This window comes from Streptomyces sp. NPDC031365 (assembly GCF_055569765.1).
This window is the reverse complement of record NZ_JBVIIM010000003.1, coordinates 263,918-283,629: the sequence shown is the minus strand read 5'-3', so window position 1 is coordinate 283,629 and position 19,712 is coordinate 263,918. Positions and strand designations below refer to the sequence as shown.

General features: G+C 72.3%; 16 protein-coding genes. 13 read left to right on the top strand and 3 right to left on the bottom strand.

Annotated features, from left to right (window positions below; translation table 11 throughout):
- Window positions 1-36 precede the first annotated feature (36 nt).
- Window positions 37-465, top strand: coding sequence for a PaaI family thioesterase (locus ACZ5C2_RS06575; protein ID WP_468787243.1), 429 nt, complete (start codon window positions 37-39; stop codon window positions 463-465).
- Between the two features lie 12 nt (window positions 466-477).
- On the opposite strand, the gene ACZ5C2_RS06570 is transcribed toward ACZ5C2_RS06575, so the two are convergent.
- Window positions 478-1,500 carry a Gfo/Idh/MocA family protein gene (locus ACZ5C2_RS06570; RefSeq protein ID WP_468787241.1) on the bottom strand — a complete coding sequence of 341 codons (1,023 nt, stop codon included), beginning with the start codon at window positions 1,498-1,500 and terminating at the stop codon, window positions 478-480.
- Between the two features lie 116 nt (window positions 1,501-1,616).
- Here ACZ5C2_RS06570 and ACZ5C2_RS06565 point away from each other — a divergent pair, with 116 nt between their 5' ends.
- The 5 genes from ACZ5C2_RS06565 (at window position 1,617) to ACZ5C2_RS06545 (ending at window position 9,844) form a co-directional block, all read left to right on the top strand.
- Window positions 1,617-2,366, top strand: a complete 750-nt coding sequence (locus ACZ5C2_RS06565) for a GntR family transcriptional regulator (RefSeq protein ID WP_468787682.1) — start codon at window positions 1,617-1,619, stop codon at window positions 2,364-2,366.
- Window positions 2,367-2,581: 215 nt separating this feature from the next.
- A complete protein-coding gene (locus ACZ5C2_RS06560) occupies window positions 2,582-3,727 on the top strand; it encodes an ROK family glucokinase (protein WP_468787239.1) in 1,146 nt (381 codons plus the stop codon).
- Window positions 3,724-4,302 (top strand): sugar kinase, encoded by a 579-nt coding sequence (locus ACZ5C2_RS06555; RefSeq protein ID WP_468787237.1) that lies wholly within the window; start codon window positions 3,724-3,726, stop codon window positions 4,300-4,302. Before ACZ5C2_RS06560 ends, ACZ5C2_RS06555 begins: the two co-directional genes overlap by 4 nt.
- Before the next feature lie 131 nt (window positions 4,303-4,433).
- On the top strand, window positions 4,434-7,358 hold the full coding sequence (locus tag ACZ5C2_RS06550; protein ID WP_468787235.1) for an SNF2-related protein: 2,925 nt from the start codon (window positions 4,434-4,436) through the stop codon (window positions 7,356-7,358).
- A gap of 713 nt (window positions 7,359-8,071) precedes the next feature.
- Window positions 8,072-9,844, top strand: a complete 1,773-nt coding sequence (locus ACZ5C2_RS06545) for an SWIM zinc finger family protein (protein ID WP_468787233.1) — start codon at window positions 8,072-8,074, stop codon at window positions 9,842-9,844.
- Between the two features lie 24 nt (window positions 9,845-9,868).
- Here the strand turns inward: ACZ5C2_RS06545 and ACZ5C2_RS06540 are convergent, their stop codons facing one another.
- On the bottom strand, window positions 9,869-10,234 hold the full coding sequence (locus ACZ5C2_RS06540) for an ArsR/SmtB family transcription factor (protein ID WP_468787231.1): 366 nt from the start codon (window positions 10,232-10,234) through the stop codon (window positions 9,869-9,871).
- A 204-nt stretch (window positions 10,235-10,438) separates the two neighbouring features.
- A complete protein-coding gene (locus ACZ5C2_RS06535; protein ID WP_468787229.1) occupies window positions 10,439-10,813 on the bottom strand; it encodes a roadblock/LC7 domain-containing protein in 375 nt (124 codons plus the stop codon).
- Window positions 10,814-11,145: 332 nt separating this feature from the next.
- On the opposite strand from ACZ5C2_RS06535, the gene ACZ5C2_RS06530 reads away from it, so the two are divergent.
- The 7 genes from ACZ5C2_RS06530 (at window position 11,146) to ACZ5C2_RS06500 (ending at window position 19,580) form a co-directional block, all read left to right on the top strand.
- On the top strand, window positions 11,146-13,065 hold the full coding sequence (locus ACZ5C2_RS06530) for an ABC transporter ATP-binding protein (RefSeq protein ID WP_468787227.1): 1,920 nt from the start codon (window positions 11,146-11,148) through the stop codon (window positions 13,063-13,065).
- Window positions 13,066-13,591: 526 nt separating this feature from the next.
- Window positions 13,592-14,608: a DUF6215 domain-containing protein gene (locus tag ACZ5C2_RS06525; protein WP_468787225.1), complete on the top strand. Its 1,017-nt coding sequence runs from the start codon at window positions 13,592-13,594 to the stop codon at window positions 14,606-14,608.
- Between the two features lie 288 nt (window positions 14,609-14,896).
- A complete protein-coding gene (locus ACZ5C2_RS06520) occupies window positions 14,897-16,366 on the top strand; it encodes a hypothetical protein (RefSeq protein WP_468787223.1) in 1,470 nt (489 codons plus the stop codon).
- Window positions 16,367-16,729: 363 nt separating this feature from the next.
- Window positions 16,730-16,933 (top strand): cold-shock protein, encoded by a 204-nt coding sequence (locus ACZ5C2_RS06515; protein ID WP_023586116.1) that lies wholly within the window; start codon window positions 16,730-16,732, stop codon window positions 16,931-16,933.
- Between the two features lie 344 nt (window positions 16,934-17,277).
- Entirely contained in the window at window positions 17,278-18,771 is a 1,494-nt protein-coding gene (locus ACZ5C2_RS06510) for a DEAD/DEAH box helicase (RefSeq protein ID WP_468787221.1), read from the top strand.
- Between the two features lie 46 nt (window positions 18,772-18,817).
- The gene (locus ACZ5C2_RS06505; RefSeq protein ID WP_468787219.1) at window positions 18,818-19,222 is read left to right on the top strand and encodes a CBS domain-containing protein; all 405 of its coding nucleotides are present in this window, start codon (window positions 18,818-18,820) and stop codon (window positions 19,220-19,222) included.
- Between the two features lie 49 nt (window positions 19,223-19,271).
- Window positions 19,272-19,580 (top strand): SCO5918 family protein, encoded by a 309-nt coding sequence (locus ACZ5C2_RS06500; RefSeq protein WP_468787217.1) that lies wholly within the window; start codon window positions 19,272-19,274, stop codon window positions 19,578-19,580.
- The last annotated feature ends 132 nt before the right edge of the window (window positions 19,581-19,712 follow it).

Below are 19,712 nucleotides of genomic sequence, written 5' to 3'. Positions count from 1 at the left end.
CGTCACCCCGCCCCTCCCCGTAAGGAGCCCCGCCCCGTGACCGAGACTCCCGCGCTCGACCTCGCCACCGCCCGGCAGGCCCTGGACAGCCAGCCCTTCAGCAGGCTCCTCGGCGCCCGGCTGACCGCCTTCGGGGACGGCGGGGCGACCCTGGAGATCGACATCCGCGAGGAACTCCACCAGCAGAACGGATTTCTGCACGGTGGCGTCCTCTCCTACGCCGCCGACAACGCCCTCACCTTCGCCGCCGGTGCCGCCCTCGGCCCGTACGTCCTCACCGGCGGTTTCAGCGTCCAGTACCTCCGCCCGGCCACCGGCCGCACCCTGCGCGCCCGCGCGGAGGTCGTACACGCCGGCCGGCGCCAGGCCGTCGTCCGCTGCGATCTGCTCACCCTCGGCGAGGACGGCACGGAAACGCTGTGCGCGGTCGCCCAGGGAACGGTCCTGCCGGTCCAGGCGCGCTGACCCGCACCCGCGTCAGGTCAGGGCCGCTTCCGACCCGCTCAGCAGCTCCGTCGGCCTGACCGGTCTGTGCTCGCGCCGGGATCTCTCGCAGGCCTCCGCGACGAGGAGCGCCTGGAGGGCCTCACGCCCGTCGCAGGGATTGGCCCGCTCGCCCCGCACCACCTCCACGAACGCGATCAGCTCGGCCTCGTACGCGGGTCCGAACCGCTCCAGGAATCCCGTCCACGGCTTGTCCGCGGCCGGCGGCCCGGTCGGCTCCGTGGAGGCGATCGGCGTACGGTCGTCCAGGCCGACGGCGATCTGGTCCCGCTCCCCGGCGAGCTCCATGCGCACGTCGTAGCCGGCGCCGTTCAGCCGGGTCGCGGTGACCGTGGCGAGCGTGCCGTCGTCGAGGGTGAGCAGTGCCGCGCCGGTGTCGACGTCGCCCGCCTCGCGGAACATCGCGGGCCCCGCGTCGGACCCGGAGGCGTAGACGTCCACGACCTCCCGCCCGGTCACCCAGCGCAGGATGTCGAAGTCGTGGATCAGGGTGTCCCGGTACAGCCCGCCCGACTGCGGCAGATAACCGGCCGGCGGCGGCTCCGCGTCGCTGCTCATCGCCCGTACGGTGTGCAGCCGCCCGAGCCTGCCCGAGCGCACCGCCTCACGCGCGCCCCTGTAACCGGCGTCGAACCGCCGCTGGAAGCCCATCTGCAGTACGGTCCCGGCGGTCTCGACCTCGGTGATCGCCTGTAACGTGCCCGCGAGGTCCAGGGCGATGGGCTTCTCGCAGAACACCGGCAGTCCCGCGCGTGCCGCGCGGCCGATCAGATCGGCGTGGGCGGACGTGGCCGCGGTGATCACCACGGCGTCGACTCCCCAGGTGTAGATCTCGTCCACCCCGGGTGCCGATGTCTCGCCGAGCCGGTGTGCGAGGGCCTGGGCCCGCGCCGGATCCACATCCGTGAGGATCAAGGAGCCGACGTCGCGGTGCCTGCTGAGTGTGTGGGCGTGAATGGTGCCGATACGGCCCGTACCGATGACCCCGATGCGCATGGCTACAAAGTGGGCCCCGCGCCGCTCCCTGTCAATGTGTATGTCCGGACAACCGAACTACACGACTTCCCGTCAACAGCGCACGGGGCTACGCTCGGCGCGTGCCGAAACCAGAAGTGGACCCGACCGTACAACTGGAGCTGAGCGTCGACCGCGGCTCCCCCGTGCCGTTGTACTTCCAGCTGTCCCAGCAGCTGGAGTCCGCCATCGAGCACGGCGCACTGACCCCCGGCACCCTGCTGGGCAACGAGATCGAGCTGGCCGCGCGGCTCGGCCTGTCCCGGCCGACCGTCCGCCAGGCCATCCAGTCACTCGTGGACAAGGGCCTGCTCGTACGGCGCCGCGGGGTCGGCACCCAGGTGGTGCACAGCCAGGTCAAGCGCCCGCTGGAACTCAGCAGCCTCTACGACGACCTGGAGGCGGCCGGCCAGCGCCCCGCCACCGATGTGCTGGTCAACACCGTCGTGGCCGCCTCCGCCGAGGTCGCCGCCGCGCTCGCGGTGGCCGAGGGCAGCGAGGTGCACCGGATCGAGCGGCTGCGGCTCGCACACGGGGAGCCGATGGCGTACCTGTGCAATTACCTGCCGCCCGGACTGCTGGACCTGGCCACGGCACACCTCGAGATCACCGGCCTGTACCGGCTGATGCGGGCCGCCGGAATCACCTTGCACAGCGCCCGCCAGACCATCGGCGCCCGCGCCGCCACCGCCGCCGAGGCCGAGCGGCTGGGCGAGCAGACCGGCGCCCCGCTGCTCACCATGCAGCGCGTCACCTTCGACGACACCGGCCGCGTGGTGGAGTTCGGCACCCACACCTACCGGCCCGACCGCTACTCCTTCGAGTTCCAGCTGCTCGTACGGTCCTGACCGCGCGGACGACCTTCGTCGCAATGTCCGGACAATACGACGGGCGTCGGCGGCGGAGGGAAACGAGGCCGGCGAGGGGCACCGTGAGCTTGCCCTCGGGGACGCGGGGAAGCAGAGCGACCAGCCACGACGCACCCGCACGCGGCGACGATCCGCACCACCGCCCACCTGCCCCGCACCACAATCGGCACACCGGTGCGGCACAATCGCACACGATGAGCACCTACCGCGACTTCACCGCCCCCATCGGCTCCCGCGCCCCGGTCCTGAGAACCGTCGGCACCAGGGAGCGCCGCTCCCATCTGACGGCGCCCCGTGTTCCGACGGTGGGCATCGACATCGGCGGCACCAAGGTCATGGCGGGCGTCGTCGACGCCGACGGCAACATCCTGGAGCGTCTGCGCACGGAGACCCCGGACAAGTCCAAGAGCCCGAAGGTCGTCGAGGACACCATCGTCGAACTGGTGCTGGATCTCTCCGACCGGCACGACGTGCACGCGGTCGGCATCGGCGCGGCCGGCTGGGTCGACGCCGACCGCAACCGCGTGCTGTTCGCCCCGCACCTGTCCTGGCGCAACGAGCCCCTGCGCGACCGCCTCGCCGGCCGCCTCGCCGTCCCGGTCCTGGTCGACAACGACGCCAACTCCGCCGCCTGGGCCGAGTGGCGCTTCGGCGCCGGGCGTGGTGAGGACCACCTCGTGATGATCACGCTGGGCACCGGCATCGGCGGCGCGATCCTGGAGGACGGGCAGGTCAAACGCGGTAAGTACGGAGTCGCCGGTGAGTTCGGCCATATGCAGGTCGTCCCCGGCGGCCACCGCTGCCCCTGTGGCAACCGCGGCTGCTGGGAGCAGTACAGCTCCGGCAACGCGCTGGTCCGGGAGGCGCGCGAACTGGCCGCCGCCGACTCGCCGGTCGCGTACGGGATCATCGAGCACGTCAAGGGCAACATCGCCGACATCACCGGCCCGATGATCACCGAGCTGGCCCGCGAGGGCGACGCCATGTGCATCGAACTGCTCCAGGACATCGGCCAGTGGCTCGGTGTCGGCATCGCCAACCTCGCCGCCGCCCTCGACCCCTCCTGCTTCGTCATCGGCGGCGGCGTCTCCGCCGCCGACGACCTGCTGATCGGCCCCGCGCGCGACGCCTTCAAGCGCCACCTCACCGGCCGCGGATACCGCCCCGAGGCGCATATCGTCCGCGCCCAGCTCGGCCCCGACGCCGGCATGGTCGGTGCCGCCGACCTCGCCCGTCTGGTCGCCCGCCGCTTCCGCCGGGCCAAGCGCCGCCGGGTCGAGCGGTACGAGCGCTACGAGCGGTACGCGGAGGCCCGCCGTACCACCCAGGAGTCCCTGTGACCGGAGAGTTCCCCCAGCAGTCGGGCGTCCCGGGCGAGTCCCGCCCGGCCGAGGACCGACGGCACATGATCCGCCGCAGGGCACTCACCCTGCTGATCATCGTGCTGCTCATCGGAGTCCCGGCCGGCTATCTGATGATCTCGGCGAACCAGAGCCGGGCCAGCGGCAAGGACAAGGAGGCGAAGTACTCCGCGACCGGTCTCACCGAGGGCTGGCCGTCGAAGCTCCAGCGCCGTATCTACCAGGTGCCCGTCCCGCACCCGGCCTGGTGGGTGGCGTCGTACGAGACCAACAACTGGAAGACCAGCCGCCTGTACGTCGAGTTCGAGACGACGGACGCCGGCCTGAGTGCCTTCCTCGCCGGGATGGGCGTCCAGGAGAGCGAGCTGGAGCGGAACGACATCACCATCAGTGAGCGCGACCGGGAGGTCACCGGCTGGACGTTCGACGGACCCGGTACCTGGTCGGGGCTGGTCCACGAACAGAGGGACCCGGCGCCCACGCACGACGTCGTCGTCAACCACGACAAGCCCGGCTATCCGAGGGTGTACCTCGTCTCCCGTACCGTGCCCTGATCCCGTGCCTCCCGACGCCGAGCCCCCACCGGGCACGCGGCAGCGAACCGGCCGCCGGATCCGGTTGTCGGACCCCGCCCGTAGAGTCGAAGACGACTGATGCGACACGCGGGCGGGAGGTGACAGAACGTATGGACGAGCGGACTCCTGCGGCCGCACGGGACACGGCCACCGGGCCCGGCCGCGCGGACGGGACGGGCGTCCCCGTCCGGCTCGCGGCCGTCTTCCTGCCCGCCCCCCTCCCGCGCGACGGCCGGATCGCCTTCTACGACCCCGAGGGCGGCTCCGTGGGCGGCCCCGAGGGGGAGGGGTATCCAGGATCCCCGACCGACGGGCCCGGTACCTCCGCGCGACGCACCGACCTGACAGTCGTCCGCCCGCACGGCGCCGGTGTACGCCGCCGGACGGTCCCCGCTCTCGACCTCCCCGTGGCCGAGGCACTGCCCCTGCTGGTCCGGGCCCGGCACGATCCCGCCGCCCATCCCGCCACCGCCTGCTGGGGCGCCGCCGCCCTGCACGCGCTGCGGCTCACGGCCCGCGGCCGGCTGCTCCCCGGCCTGACCGCGGCCGGCCACGACGCCTGGCGGGCCGGCCCGCTCGACCCGGACGACGTGGCGCATCTGCGCGCGGTGGCCGCCGCCCTGCCCCCCGAGGGCCATGCCGTACCGCTGCCGGGCCCGGGCCCCCTCCGGCTGCCCCAACCGGAGGCGCTGGTGCGTGCCTTCCTGGACGCGGTCGCCGACACCCTGCCCCGCACCCCCGCCGCGCCGTACGCCTCGGGACTGCCGTTCGCCGCGCGAGGGCCCCAGCGGCTGCCCGGCGCCCACGACTGGGCCGCCGAGGTCGCCGCCGGCATGGACGCCGGGGTGCGGGTCTCACTCCGCCTGGACCTTTCCGCGTACGACCTCTTCGACACCGGTGACGGAACCGGCGCGAGGGGGAGCGGGGCGCGGGGCGCGGGCGCGGCGATCGTCCAGGTGCACAGCCTCGCCGACCCGACCCTGGTGGCCGACGCCGCCGCACTCTGGTCGGGCGAGGCGGACAGCGCCTTCGGCCACCGCGCGCGGGTGGACACCGCCCTCGCCGTGCGCCGCGCGGCCCGAGTCTGGCCGCCGCTGGACCGGCTCTCCGACCAGGACGTGCCCGATGTACTGGCCCTGTCCGAGGACGAGCTGGGCGACCTGCTCGGGGTGGCGGCCACCCGGCTCGCCGCGGCAGGGGTCGCCGTGCACTGGCCCCGGGATCTCGCCCAGGACCTCACCGTCACGGCGACGGTCCGCCCGGCGCCCGGCTCGGCGACCGACGGCACCGGCTTCTTCGAGAGCGAGGACCTGCTGCGGTTCGGCTGGCAGCTCGCCCTCGGCGGCGACCCGCTCACCGAGGCCGAGATGGACGCCCTGGCCGAGGCCCACCGCCCCGTCGTACGGCTGCGCGACCAGTGGGTGCTGGTCGATCCCGCACTCGTCCGCAAGGCACGCAAACGGGACCTGGGGCTGCTCGACCCGGTCGACGCGCTGTCCGTCGCCCTCACCGGCCACGCGGAGGTCGACGGCGAGACGGTCGACGCGGTTCCCGCCGGAGCCCTGGCCGCCCTCCGTGACCGCCTGACCGCAGGGGTACGGCCCGCCGCACCACCGCCCGGCCTGGACGCCACGCTGCGCGACTACCAGCTCCGCGGCCTGGCCTGGCTCGACCTCATGACCTCCCTCGGCCTCGGCGGCTGCCTCGCGGACGACATGGGTCTGGGCAAGACGATCACCCTCATCGCGCTGCATCTGAAGCGGGCCCGCAGCGAGCCGACCCTGGTGGTCTGCCCCGCCTCGCTGCTCGGCAACTGGCAGCGGGAGATCACCCGGTTCGCACCCGGCGTCCCCGTGCGCCGCTTCCACGGCCCCGACCGCACCCTGGGCGAGCCGGACGGCGGTTTCGTCCTCACCACGTACGGCACGATGCGCTCCGCCGCCCCCGAACTGGCCGGGCACCCGTGGGGCATGGTGGTCGCCGACGAGGCGCAACACGTCAAGAACCCCCATTCCGCGACGGCGAAGGCGCTGCGCACCATCCCGGCCCCCGCGCGGGTGGCGCTCACCGGCACGCCCGTGGAGAACAACCTCTCCGAGCTGTGGGCCCTCCTCGACTGGACGACCCCCGGACTCCTCGGTCCGCTGAAGTCCTTCCGCGCCCGGCACGCCCGCGCGGTGGAGACCGGCGAGGACGAGGAGGCGGCCGAGCGACTGGCCCGCCTGGTCCGGCCCTTCCTCCTGCGGCGCAAGAAGTCCGACCCCGGCATCGTTCCCGAACTGCCGCCCAAGACCGAGACCGACCACCCCGTACCGCTCACCCGCGAACAGGCCGTGCTGTACGAGGCGGTGGTGCGCGAGTCGTTGATCGCCATCGAGACCGCGCAGGGCATGGGCCGCCGCGGCCTGGTGCTGAAGCTGCTGACCTCGCTGAAGCAGATCTGCGACCACCCGGCGCTGTATCTGAAGGAGGACCACGCGCACGCCGGGGGCGACCGGCTCGCGGCCCGTTCCGGCAAACTCGCCCTGCTGGACGAACTGCTGGACACGCTGCTGGCCGAGGACGGCTCGGCCCTGGTGTTCACGCAGTACGTCGGGATGGCCCGCCTGATCACCGCGCACCTCGCCGACCGCGCGGTCCCGGTCGAGCTCCTCCACGGCGGCACGCCGGTGCCGGAGCGGGAGCGCATGGTGGACCGCTTCCAGAGCGGCGCGACCCCGGTCCTGGTGCTCTCGCTCAAGGCCGCCGGCACCGGTCTGAACCTCACCCGCGCGGGCCATGTCGTCCACTTCGACCGCTGGTGGAACCCGGCGGTCGAGGAACAGGCCACCGACCGCGCGTACCGCATCGGCCAGACCCAGCCCGTCCAGGTCCACCGCCTCGTCACCGAGGGCACGGTCGAGGACCGCATCGCCGAGATGCTGGAGTCCAAGCGGGCCCTCGCCGACGCGATCCTCGGCTCGGGCGAGTCGGCCCTCACGGAACTCTCCGACCGTGATCTGTCCGCCCTCGTCTCCCTGCGGAGGCCGGTATGACTCCCCACCCGTCCGAGGAGGCCCGCGAGGCCCTGCGCGCGGCACGCGAACGGGTGCGCCGCGAGCCGTCGGCCACCCAGGACCCCCCGGCCACCACGGACCGGCCGCCGGCCGGTCAGCCGCACCGCCCCGGCGACGCGGCCCGCGAAGCCCTCCGCCGCGCGGTCCGTGCCCGCCGCACGGCGCGCCCGGCGCCCGGCGCCGGGGAGGTCGATGCGGCGGAGTCCGGGGACATGCCGGTCGACGAGCCCGCATCGGCCGGTACGAGCGGCCGAAGCGGCCCCTCCGGCCACCGGCCGGCCCCTCATGCGGCGGGGATCGCCGGAGCAGTGCCCGAGGGCGGGGTGTCTGCCGGCGTGGCGGGGGATGAGGCGTCGTCCGGGGGTGTCCGGGCAGGTGTGGTGGGGGGACACGACGGGTCTGTGTCCGGTGATGCGGCATCGGCGGGAGTGGTGTGGCGGGGAGGGGCGTCGGGCGGGGCGGGGACTGCCGGAGGCACGCAACCTGGCCGTGGAGTGTCCGCTGAGGTGGTGGGGGATGAGGCGTCGTCCGGCGGCGCGGCGGTCGATGAGGTGACGGCCGGGGGAGTGCCGGGGGGTCCTTCGGTGCCCGGCGATTCCGCGGCGCACGTGGTCAGCGGTCGAGGTGGGCCTTCCGGCAGCCAGGTGGTACATGACGAAGCGGGGCCCTCCGCCGAGGACGCGGGGCGGGCCGTGGCGCCCGGGGGTATCCGCGCCGGCGGGGTGACGTCCGTTTCCGAGAACTCGTTTCCCGCGACGTCCGGGTCCGCGGCGGACATCGCCCCGGACGATGCCGCCCGCCCGGCCCGCCGCCCCGGGGACGTGGCGCGGGAGGCCCTGCGCTCCGCGCGTGCGGAAGCGGAGCGTGCCCGCGCACAGGCCGATGACGACCGGCCCGGGCGGACCGGGGCCGTACGACGCCGCGCCGCGCCGCCCGCGCCTCGCGTCCCCCGCACCACGCGCGGCGACCGTACGGCCGACGAGCGGGTCCGGGAGGTACGGGCGGCGCTCGACGACGCCTTCAGCATGCCGGCCGATGCGGACGACGCCCGCCCGGAGCAGGGCTCCGGCGCCGGCGCGCGCCGTGAGGTCCCGGCCGCTCCCGTTCCGCCCGGGCCGCCCGCCCCCGCGGGGGGCACCGCCCCCGGCCCCGTACTGCCGGCGACGGGCCACACCCCGCACGCCACACCCGGCTCCATGGCCGCCCCCGCCCGCGACGGCGACCTGCGCCGTACCTTCCCCGCCTTCCCTCCACGCGCCGCCGACGGTGAGGGCTTCGCCGGGACGTGGTGGGGCAGGGCGTGGGTCACCGCGCTGGAGGACGGCGCGCTGGACCCCGCGCGGCTCGCGCGTGGACGCGGGTACGCCGGGCAGGGGCATGTCGACGCCATCACCGTCACGCCGGGGCTGGTCCTGGCGTATGTGCGGGGCAGCCGTCCCCGGCCCTACCGCGTGCAGGTGCGGCTGCGGACGTTCGGGGAGGCCGACTGGGAGCGGTTCCTGGACGCCGCCGCCGAGCGGCCCGGACACATCGCGGCACTGCTCGACAAGGAGATGCCCCAGTCCCTCGCCGACTGCGGAATCCCCCTGCTGCCCGGCCCCGGAGACCTCGACCCGCGATGCAGCTGCCCCGACTCCGGGCACCCCTGCAAGCACGCCGCGGCCCTCTGCTACCAGACCGCGCGGCTGCTCGACGCCGACCCGTTCGTGCTGCTCCTGCTGCGCGGACGCGGTGAGCGCGAGGTGATCGACGAGCTGTCCCGGCTGAGCGCCGCCCGTGCGGCCCGCGCCGCCCAGGGAAAGGAGCCCGAGCTCCTGCCCGGCATCCGGGCAGCCGAAGCCATCGCCCGCCCCGCCGGCGAACTCCCCCCGCTCCCCGCCCCGTTGCCGCCGCCACCGCACCCGGAGCAGCCGCCCGTCTATCCGGCGTCCCCCGGCGGGCCGGACCCGTTCGCGCTGGACCAGCTCGCCACCGACGCCGCTGCCCGCGCCCACGCCCTGCTCACCACCGGCCGCGATCCCGTCGGCGGTCTGCCCCTGTGGCACGACGCGGTGCGTCTCGCCGCGGCCCGACCGGGTTCCGGCCTGACCGCCGCGACACGCGCGCTGTACTCCTCCCTCTCCCGAGCCGCCGGCCGCGCCCCCGGTGAACTGGCCCGTGGGGCCGCCGCCTGGCGTCAGGGCGGCCCCACGGGCCTCGCCGTGCTCGAGGAGCCCTGGGACCCGCCGGCCGGCCGCTTCGACCGGGCCCGCCCGCTCCTCCTCGCCGCCGACCTCCCCGCCTTCCGCCCCTGGCGCAACCGCCTCACTCACCCCCGTGGTCACGTCCAGCTCCGCCTCGGCCGCGACAACCTCTGGTACGCCTACGAGTCCGAGCCGGGCCACGACGACTGGTGGCCCCGTGGCACCCCCGACCCGGACCCCGTGGGCGCCCTGACCGGCCTGGACACACCCGGCGACCTCTGACGGCCCCGGAGGGCGTCAGCCCCGTCAGCCCCGTCTGCTCCTGGGCACCGACGCCACGGGCGAGTCGGTCTCACGGAGTTCGGCCAGGAGCTCGCTCTGCCCGGCCAGCAGTTCGGTGAGGATCCTGCGGGCCGCGCGGAGCAGCTCGGCGACGTCGCCGCCGGCGAGGGCGTACCGGACGGTGGAGCCCTCCCGCACCGACACGACGATGCCGGACCTCCTGAGCACGGCCAGTTGCTGCGACAGGCTGGACGGCTCGATGTCGATGTCGGCGAGCAGGTCCCGCACCGGCACGGGCCCGTGCTGCAACAGTTCCAGGACCCTGATGCGCACAGGGTGTCCCAGCATGCGGAAGAACTCCGCCTTGGCCTGGTAGAGGGGGACCTGCATGGGCGCGCACTCCCTGCCGCATCGGGGATGTTCTCCAAGGTGCGGCGGCACCCCCGGAGATGCGCCGCCGCACGATGTGCCGTCCTTCGGAGCCGATCCTTCTTGCTCGGTGCGGCGCGCATCCACGGCTTGGGACCATGTTGATGTGGTGATGTGAAGAAGTCTTCATATCGTGGGCGCGCGTCGCCCGGGTTCCCGGCTCGTTCACACCTCCAGCTGCTCTTCGATGCGCTTGAGTTGGTGACGGGCCATGGCCAGGTTCGACCGGGACTTGTCGAGCACGAGGTACAGGAAAAGGCCGTTGCCGCTCCGGCCGGTGACCAGCCGGATGAGGTGGTACTGGTTCTCGAGCGTGATGAGGATGTCCTCGATCTGGCCCGTCAGGCCCAGCAGTTCCATGGTGCGCACCTTGGCCCGGATGACATCCGTGTTGCCGGCGGCCGCGACGGTGAGGTCCAAGTCCTTGCCCCCGCCCAGTGTCCCCAGGGCCATGCCGCTGGAGTAGTCGACGACGGCCGCTCCGAGGGCCCCTTCGACGGCGGTCATGATGTCCTTCAGCGACACTTCCACAGTTGCCATGGACGTCTCCCTCTTCAGTCGATTCGTGGGTTGCGTCGGCCTCGACGGGCGGTGCCTCTCGCCCCGGCCGCGGTGGAACCGTAGGCAGGCGGCATCGGCCCGCGAGGGGGTGTTTTCGGGGATGACCGCCTGATGGTCGAATACGTGCGTCACGAACTGTCGTTTGACCGGGCTCGCTCCGCAAAGCTTCGATCTTCACCGCGCCGCCCGGTCGCCGCCGGAAGCTTCCGCGGCGCGCAGCGGTGTCCGGTTCTCGCCAGTCCGCGGTAAATGCCTGGACCGAGAACCTCCCCTGACGGGAAACTTCCGACTTCCGAACCACCGGGAGTGTGATGGGGACAACAGAGACGCGAGGGCCGACGCCGGCCAGGAGCGCGGTCGTGCTGGCACTGCGTCACTACGGCCGGGAACTGCTGCGCCTACGACTGCTCGCCGTGCCCGCGCTGCTGCTGCCGGCCGTGGGCAACATCGGCATCCGCTACATCGCCCCCCTGCTGATCGCCAAACTGGCGGGGCAGGCCGCCGCCGACGACGGTCTCACCCTCGCCTCGGCGCTGCCGTACGTGCTGGGCTTCGGCGTGACGCTGCTGCTCGCCGAGGCCGTATGGCGGGTCGGGCAGCACTGCCTGAACCGCGTGGCCGCCCTCGGCATGGAACACCTGTACGTGAGCGGCATGGACGAACTCCTCGCCCGGGACGCGGCGTTCTTCCACGACAACTTCGCGGGCTCGCTGACCAAACGGGTGCTGAGCTTCGGCAAGCGCTTCGAGGACTTCGTCGACACGCTGACGTACCGGATCGTGGGCAGCCTCGTCCCCCTGATGTTCGGTGCCGTGGTGCTGTGGAGTTACGAACCGATGCTCGTCGCGGGCCTACTCGCGATGATCGCGCTGACCGTGGTGGCCGCGACACCGCTGATCCGTCGTCGGCAGAGGCTCGTCAACGACCGTGAGGCGGCGATCGCCCGGGTCTCCGGCCACGTCGCCGACAGCCTGACGAACATGGAGACCATCCGCGCGTTCGCGGCCGAGCGGCGTGAGGCCGACGAACACCGCCGCCACGTCGCGGACTCCCGGCACCTGACGCTGAAGTCGTGGGACTACGGCAATCTGCGCGTCGACACCCTGATCGCCCCCATGTCCGTACTGACCAACGTGCTGGGTCTGTTGGTCGCCATCGCCTTCGGCGGCTCGGGCCAGGGTGTGGAGGAGGTCGTCGTCGCCTTCACCTACTACTCCAACGCGACCCAGATCATGTTCGAGTTCAACCAGATCTACCGGCGTCTGGAAACCTCGACGACCGAGGCCGCGCAGTTCACCGAGCTGCTGCTGGATCCGCCCACCGTGCTCGACCCGGCGGAACCCGAACCGCTCGCACCGCGGGACACCGGCATCCGCTTCGAGGAGGTGACCTTCGCCCACGCCGGTGCGAAGCCGATCTTCCAGGGACTTGACCTGGACGTACCCGCAGGCGCACGGATCGGCCTGGTCGGCAGGTCCGGCGGAGGCAAGACCACGCTGACCCGGCTTCTGCTGCGGATGTCCGACATCGACGGCGGACGCATCCTGATCGGTGGTCAGGACATCAGCCGGCTGCGCCAGACCGACCTGCGCTCACTGATCGCCTACGTCCCGCAGGAACCCGCCATGTTCCACCGCAGCCTGCGGGACAACATCGCCTTCGCCCGGCCCGGCGCCACCGAGGAGGACATCCACGCGGCGGCCGCGGCCGCGCACGTCACGGAGTTCGCCGAACAGCTCCCCGACGGTTTCGCCACTCTGGTGGGGGAGCGGGGAGTCAAACTCTCCGGAGGGCAGCGCCAGCGCGTCGCCCTCGCCAGGGCCATCCTGCGCGACGCCCCGGTCCTGCTGCTCGACGAGGCGACCAGCGCGCTGGACTCGGAGAGCGAGCTCCTCGTCCAGGACGCCCTGTGGCGGCTGATGGACGGGCGTACGGCCCTCGTGGTGGCCCACCGGCTGAGCACCGTCGCGGGCATGGACCGTCTCGTCGTCCTCGACCGCGGACGTGTCGTCGAGCAGGGAACCCACGGGGAACTGCTCGCGGCGAACGGTGCCTACGCCAAACTGTGGCAGCACCAGTCGGGAGGCTTCCTCGGTGAGAGCAACGGGCCGGCCCTCGGGCATCCGGTCCGGGAAGCCGGTCTCAGCGGGCTGCCCGGACCGCCCGGCCCGGCGCCGGACGGGGGCCACGGGGCGACGTCGCACGCTCGTACGAGCACCGGGTCCACGTGACCGAGTCGCTTTCCGGACATCCACGACCGCCGGCGGCGTCACCGTCCTGCGCCGTGCCCGCGGCGAACCGCGAAGCACCGCGGGACGGGCGACCACCGCTCCCGGCACGGCGCGACACGCTCGCGAGCACCGTGTCGTGTCGTGTCGCGCCGAGCCGCTTCGGCGCCGGCGGTCGATGCCGACGATGACGGCGTGCTGCTCAAGGCGAGCGGCTCGAGGCTCGCGCGGGCGGTTCAGTCAGAGGGCGGCGGTGCATCCGGCGGGACCGGAACCGCTGACGACGACGTCGCGTGCCCCGTCGCTCGCGCCGACTTCTCCGGCGGGCTCTCCTCGCCCCGTCCCTCGACCAGCTTCCTGATCCCGTCGCGGTTCGGGCGGACCGCCCCGGCATCCCGACCGCGTCGACGGTCCCCGGCTCACGAGGTTCGAGGACGTCACGGGCGCCCGTTGCATCACGGTTGAGTCCCGAGCCGGAACTGTGGCTTCCACCACAGCGGACGTGATCTTGTCCTGGTGAGATCGCCGGATGCTCGGTTTCCTTCTCCGTCTCCTGCCCTTCTGGGTCCGCGAACCCTTGCTCATCGTGGGCGGGTCCGTTTTCGGCGTACGCATCATGTACCTCGCCCTGCGCGATGCCTCATGGGTGGCAGCCGGGATCGGTGCGGTGTTCCTGGTGTTCACCGCGGTGCGCGTCCACATGGTGGTCCTCGCCCTGCGGGCACGCCGGAACCCCGGCCCGGCGGCCCCCGGGGACGGGACAGTGCCCGACGCCGCCGTCCAGCCGCAGCCGCAGCCGCAGCCCCGGCCTCCGGCGGAGCAGCGTCCCGCTCCGGCCGCTCCGGAGAAGGAACCCAACGCGTGGGGCCAGGCCGTCGCGGCCGTGGCCTTGTTCGCGGCACTCGGAGCCGCACTGTGGCTGGGCCCGCGTCTGATGCCCTCCGACGACGGCAGCACGCCGCGGGCCGCCTCGTGTTCGAGCGGGGAAGGCGAGGAACTGCCCAGCGCCTACGGGAAGACACCCCAGGCCGTGACCGGTGACGAGCTGTGCAAGGCGCTCAACAGGTCCGATCTGGCCCAGCTCCTCGGAACGCCCGCGGAGACCGCGACCGTGGCATCCGGTACCAGCAACACCGCTCCCCTGACCGACGGGAAGGTCGCCCAGCCGGAGGCTGAGGTCCAGTTCGACACGTACACCGTGAACGTCTCAGCCACGTACAACAAGCTGTCGATTGCCCAGTACGTGAAACTGATGGAGTTCGGGGAGGAGACGGACGTCAAGCCGCTCACGGTCCTCGGGCGGCCCGCGGTCCTCTTCTCGGATCACACGATGAAGCTCGAGATCGATCTCGGCAGCGGCGGATCCGGCGGACCGGTCGAGCAGGGCCCCCTGGCCAGAACACTGTCCGTGGCCCTCGAGGGGAAAGACCGGGGCGGCTACTACGAGATCACCGTGTGGAGCACCTCCGGAGCACTCCCGGACGACAGCGCTCTCCTCGGCCTCGCCGAAAAGGTTCTTCCGACGATTCCCGAACGGACTGTGTGACTCCAGCTGCGCCTCGCCGCGCTGGAGGGAAGGCATCGACTGACGCTGCCCCACGTCTGGGACGGGTCTGCCACAACCTGTTCCACAGCGTCCCCGAAGAGTTTCCCCACGGCACCCCTTCTGTTGGCCGCGCCCGGCTACCTTCGCCTCGCCCGGTCCGGCAGCAGGAGAGGCATGTCCATGAGCACCCCGGTCCACCGCACCTCGACACGGCCATCCGCGGCCGTCCTGATGCCGGCCCGGCGTGGTCGGGAAGGGAGCCGGACCGGGAGTCCGGCCAGGAACCCGGTGGAGCACGCCCTCCTCCGGATGCAGTCCAGCGCCGGCAACCGGGCCACGACCGCGGCGGTGCAGCGTGCCAGGGGCGCGGACAAGGGGAAGGCGCCGGAGAACGGCAGCGCGTCCGCCGGAGCGAAGAAGGACTATCGCGACCGGATCGCCGGGCTCCTGGACAGGTTCAAGAAGAATCTCGAGCCCATCGACACCTTCATCAAGGGTGTCCAGACCCCCACCAACGCGGGCTTCACCCAGCAGGCAGCCGCCGCGGCCAACGAGGGCCTCAAGCACTCCGCCGCCGCCTCGGGGACCTCCGCCGCGTCGGGGAACCTCCTCACGGAGGCCGCCGGCACCGTGGTCAGTGGCATGGACGCGTACAAGAACATGAAGGACGCCAAGAAGCACGAGACCGGGGCCGGCCACCACACGGCGAAGAAGAAGGCCAAGACCAAGGGGACCGACACGGTTGTCGGCGCCGCCGGTTCGGCGGGTTACAGCGCTGCCATCGCCAAGGAGGTGACCAAGATCCAGAAGGCGGCGGACGCCGCGGTGGCGTCCGAGGCGAGCGGTATCGCCAGCGCCTCCGTCGGCGCGGTCAAGGGTGTGCGGGCGGCCTTCCGCGTCGGGGGAGCGGCACGCAAGTACAAGAAGGTGAAAGAGCTCGGAGACCCCCATCTCGTCCACGCGGGGTCACTGGCCCGGCTGAACGAGTCGCGGGAGCAGGCCGAGTGGGCCGCGGCGGAGGCGTACGTCGCGCTGGACGCCTACTGGAAGCACGAGGGTGAGGGACGGCTGGAGCTCGTTTCCGAGGCCATCGACGCCGCCTGGGAGGCGATGGGGGAAGCCCGTGACGCCGCCGAGAGCCTCCAGCGAGCGGAGAAGGACGTGGAAAAGCTGAGCACGGTGCAGGAGTACGCGAAGAAGAAGCAGCTCACCAAGATCGGCAAGGAGACGGTCGGCGGCGCGGTGGGCGAATCCACCAAGGCCGCGGCCGGCGTCGTGACGGCGGTCGCGGCGGGAACAGCCGGGCTGGCGAGCAACCCGGTCGGATGGGGCCTCGCCGGGGCCGGGGCCGGCCTGGTCTTCGGCGTCACCCTGTACAAGGCGCTCCGCGCCGCCACGAAGCGCTATGAAGAGGTCCGCCACCCCGAGCGCTGGGCGCCGGAGGGCGAGACGCCCTCCAAGGCCGCATCCCGCAATGAATCGCTGCAGCATGCCCTGACGTTCTGGAAGAAGGTGTCGAAGGGCGAACGCCAGGCCATGGCGCGCGAGATCTACGCCCTGGCGGCAGGTCCCGACATTCCCGGCAGCGGCAACACGACGGCCGAGATGAGGCAGTCCGCGAGGGCCCTCCTCATCGCTCTCAAGTCGGGCCCCGCCAACCACGGGCTGGAGCCGGAAGCGTGGGCGGACACCCTCAACGACCCGGCGAAGGCCGGCGGTTGGATCAAGGAGATAGCGGAACAGCTGGCCTCGGGGTGACCGGGAGGCAGGAAGCGGGACGGTTCACCGGGAGACGGGCCGTCGTATGGCCGTCCGCTACGGCGGTGCCCCAAGTGAATCACTATATCTGTTCCCGAGGGGTCAGATTTTAGGAGGCCGCGCTGCGGGAGTTTTTGCCGCGAAGAGCAGAGTGGATTATCCGACGCACACGGGCCGTTCCGGCGTGCTACTGTCGATCTCAGTTGCAGTTGTGGTTCCCAGAACTTCAAGTGCCCCCATCCAGGCTTCTGCCGGTCGGGAGCACTTTTGTATTTCCGGTCATTTCCGGGCGGGGTAATCATCGCGGCGACACGGCGTCCGCACGGTGCGGACGCCGATGCACTGCCCCGAAGGAGATATGACATGGCTGCTGGTACCGTGAAGTGGTTCAACGCGGAAAAGGGCTTCGGCTTCATCGAGCAGGACGGTGGCGGCGCCGACGTGTTCGCCCACTACTCGAACATCGCCGCGCAGGGCTTCCGTGAGCTGCTCGAGGGCCAGAAGGTGACCTTCGACATCGCGCAGGGCCAGAAGGGCCCGACGGCCGAGAACATCGTTCCGGCCTGACGCTCACGCGCAATCCGTAGCTGGGGCCCGCATCCTTCGGGGTGCGGGCCCCAGCTGCACGCGTATCCCGTAGCGGCTTCCCCCCTACGGGATACGCGGAGGAATCCGCAGTACCACCACAAGCGGTTCCTCCTTCAGGACGCGGAAGCATCCTGAAGCGCCGCACCGCAGGCGGCGCCCGGATCGCAAGGTCCCCATCGCGTCACCCTTTTCAGCGCCTGTGCCCACGGATGTTTCCGCCGGCCAGATCTGCTGTCTTTTGCCACCGGTCCATTCTTGTAATTCTCCATGCCGTTCATCGCACGGGAATTCCTTGATATGTGCCACATCGAGGAAGGTTCCGCATGAACCGCACGTACACGAACGACCGCCCCGCCCGCTTCCGTGACGGCCGTGCCGACGCCGGAAGGGGCGGCGGCTACGGCTCGAAGGCACCGCGTCGTACCGGCGGGCCCGTCCGCTCCGGCGGCTACGGCCGTCGGCCCGCCGCCGTGCAGGGTGAGTTCGCGCTGCCCAGGACGATGACCCCCGCACTGTCGGCGGTTGAGGGCTTCGCCGAGCTCGACATGCCCGAGCAGCTGTTGGCCGAACTCGGCAGGCAGGGGGTGACCGTGCCGTTCCCGATCCAGGGAGCGACGCTGCCGAACTCCCTGGCCGGCCGTGATGTCCTGGGCCGCGGGCGCACCGGGTCCGGCAAGACCCTGGCCTTCGGCCTCGCCCTGCTCGCCCGCACCGCTGGACAGCGTGCCGAGCCCCGCCAGCCGCTGGGGCTCATCCTCGTACCGACGCGAGAGCTGGCCCAGCAGGTGACCGACGCGCTGACCCCGTACGCCCGCTCCGTGCGGCTGCGGCTGGCCACCGTGGTCGGCGGCATGTCGATCGGCAGGCAGGCCGGCGCGCTGCGCGGCGGAGCCGAGGTCGTCGTCGCGACGCCGGGGCGGCTCAAGGACCTCATCGACCGCGGCGAATGCCGGCTGAACCACGTGGGCATCACCGTGCTGGACGAGGCCGACCAGATGGCCGACATGGGCTTCATGCCCCAGGTCACCGCGCTGCTCGACCAGGTGCGCCCGGAGGGGCAGCGGATGCTGTTCTCCGCCACCCTCGACCGCAACGTCGACCTGCTGGTACGCCGCTACCTGACCGATCCCGTCGTGCACTCCGTCGACCCGTCGGCCGGTGCGGTCACGACGATGGAGCACCACGTCCTGCACGTCCACGGCGCCGACAAGCACGCCGCGACGACCGAGATCGCCGCCCGCGACGGCCGCGTGATCATGTTCCTGGACACCAAGCACGCCGTCGACCGGCTGACCCAGGACCTGCTCAACAGCGGGGTGCGGGCCGCCGCGCTGCACGGCGGCAAGTCACAGCCCCAGCGCACCCGCACGCTGGCGCAGTTCAAGACGGGGCACGTCACCGTGCTGGTGGCGACCAACGTCGCGGCGCGCGGCATCCACGTCGACAACCTCGACCTGGTCGTCAACGTCGACCCGCCGACCGACCACAAGGACTACCTCCACCGCGGCGGCCGTACCGCCCGCGCCGGCGAGTCCGGCAGCGTCGTCACCCTGGTCACGCCGAACCAGCGCCGCGGCATGGTCCGTCTGATGTCGGACGCCGGAATCCGGCCGCAGACCACCCAGGTCCGCTCGGGCGACGAGGCCCTGAGCCGGATCACCGGCGCCCAGGCCCCATCCGGCATCCCGGTCGTCATCACCGCACCGGTGGCCGAACGCCCCAAGCGCGGCGCCACCTCCCGAGGCCGCCGCCGCCGCTCCGCCTCGGCGTCCAGGCACACCCCCGTACGCCAGTCCGGCTTCGGCGCGGTGGCCTAGACCCTTCGTGCTCAGGAAGCCGGCCCATCCCTGCAGGAGGCACCTTTTGACGCTCGTTCAGACGCAACCCCGCCCGGCGGACGCCGACTCCGTGCGCAGGACGGCGGTGGAGGTCATGGACGCGGCCGGACCGCAGGTCTGTGACGACATGAGCGTCGAGGTGGCGCTGGCCGTCATGGCCGCCGCCCGCACGGTCCGACTGGTCGTCTGCGACCAGGACGGCCAGTGCACCGGCCTGGTCACCCGTACCGAACTCGCCGCCGTCCGTGACAGCATCGACTACACGGACCGTGTCCGCGTGCGCGACATCCTCGGCGGCCACGCTTCGTTCGCCTCCCCCGTGACCACGATGGCCGAAGCCGAGCACGCGATGCGCGCCCGTCGGCTCGGTGTCCTGCCGGTGGTCGACGAGCAAGGCAGCGCCGTGGGCATCCTCGCCCTCTCCCGCTGAAACGCCTCGCCCTGGTTGGACCGTTCTCTCCTTCTCTCTGTGAGGCCACATGCGCTGCGTCATCGCCCGCTTCCCCTTCGAGCTCACCAAGAGCGGCGTGCTGGAATCGATGAAGGGCGTCAAGCCCGAACCGGCCACCGGTCAATCGGTGATCATCGGCCGCCGTCACTACCCCGTCAAGCAGGTCGGCCAGGTCATCACGCGCCAGGACCGTCGTGACTTCAGCGCCGCCGAGGTCCTGCGGGCCATGGCTCAGCTCGGCTTCACCTGCCGCGCCGTTCCCGAGACAGCGCCCGCGGGCATTCTCAGCCCGGTGCAGCACGCCTCCGCGATGCTCGGCACCCCCGTCACGGTCTGACCGGGTAGACAGGCACAGTCGACTCCTGACCAGCAGTGGGGGGGGGGGGGGGGGGGGGGGGGGGGGGGGGCGGGGGGGGGGGGGGGGGGGGGGAGGGGTGGGGGGGGGGGGGGGGGAGGGGGGGGGGGAGAG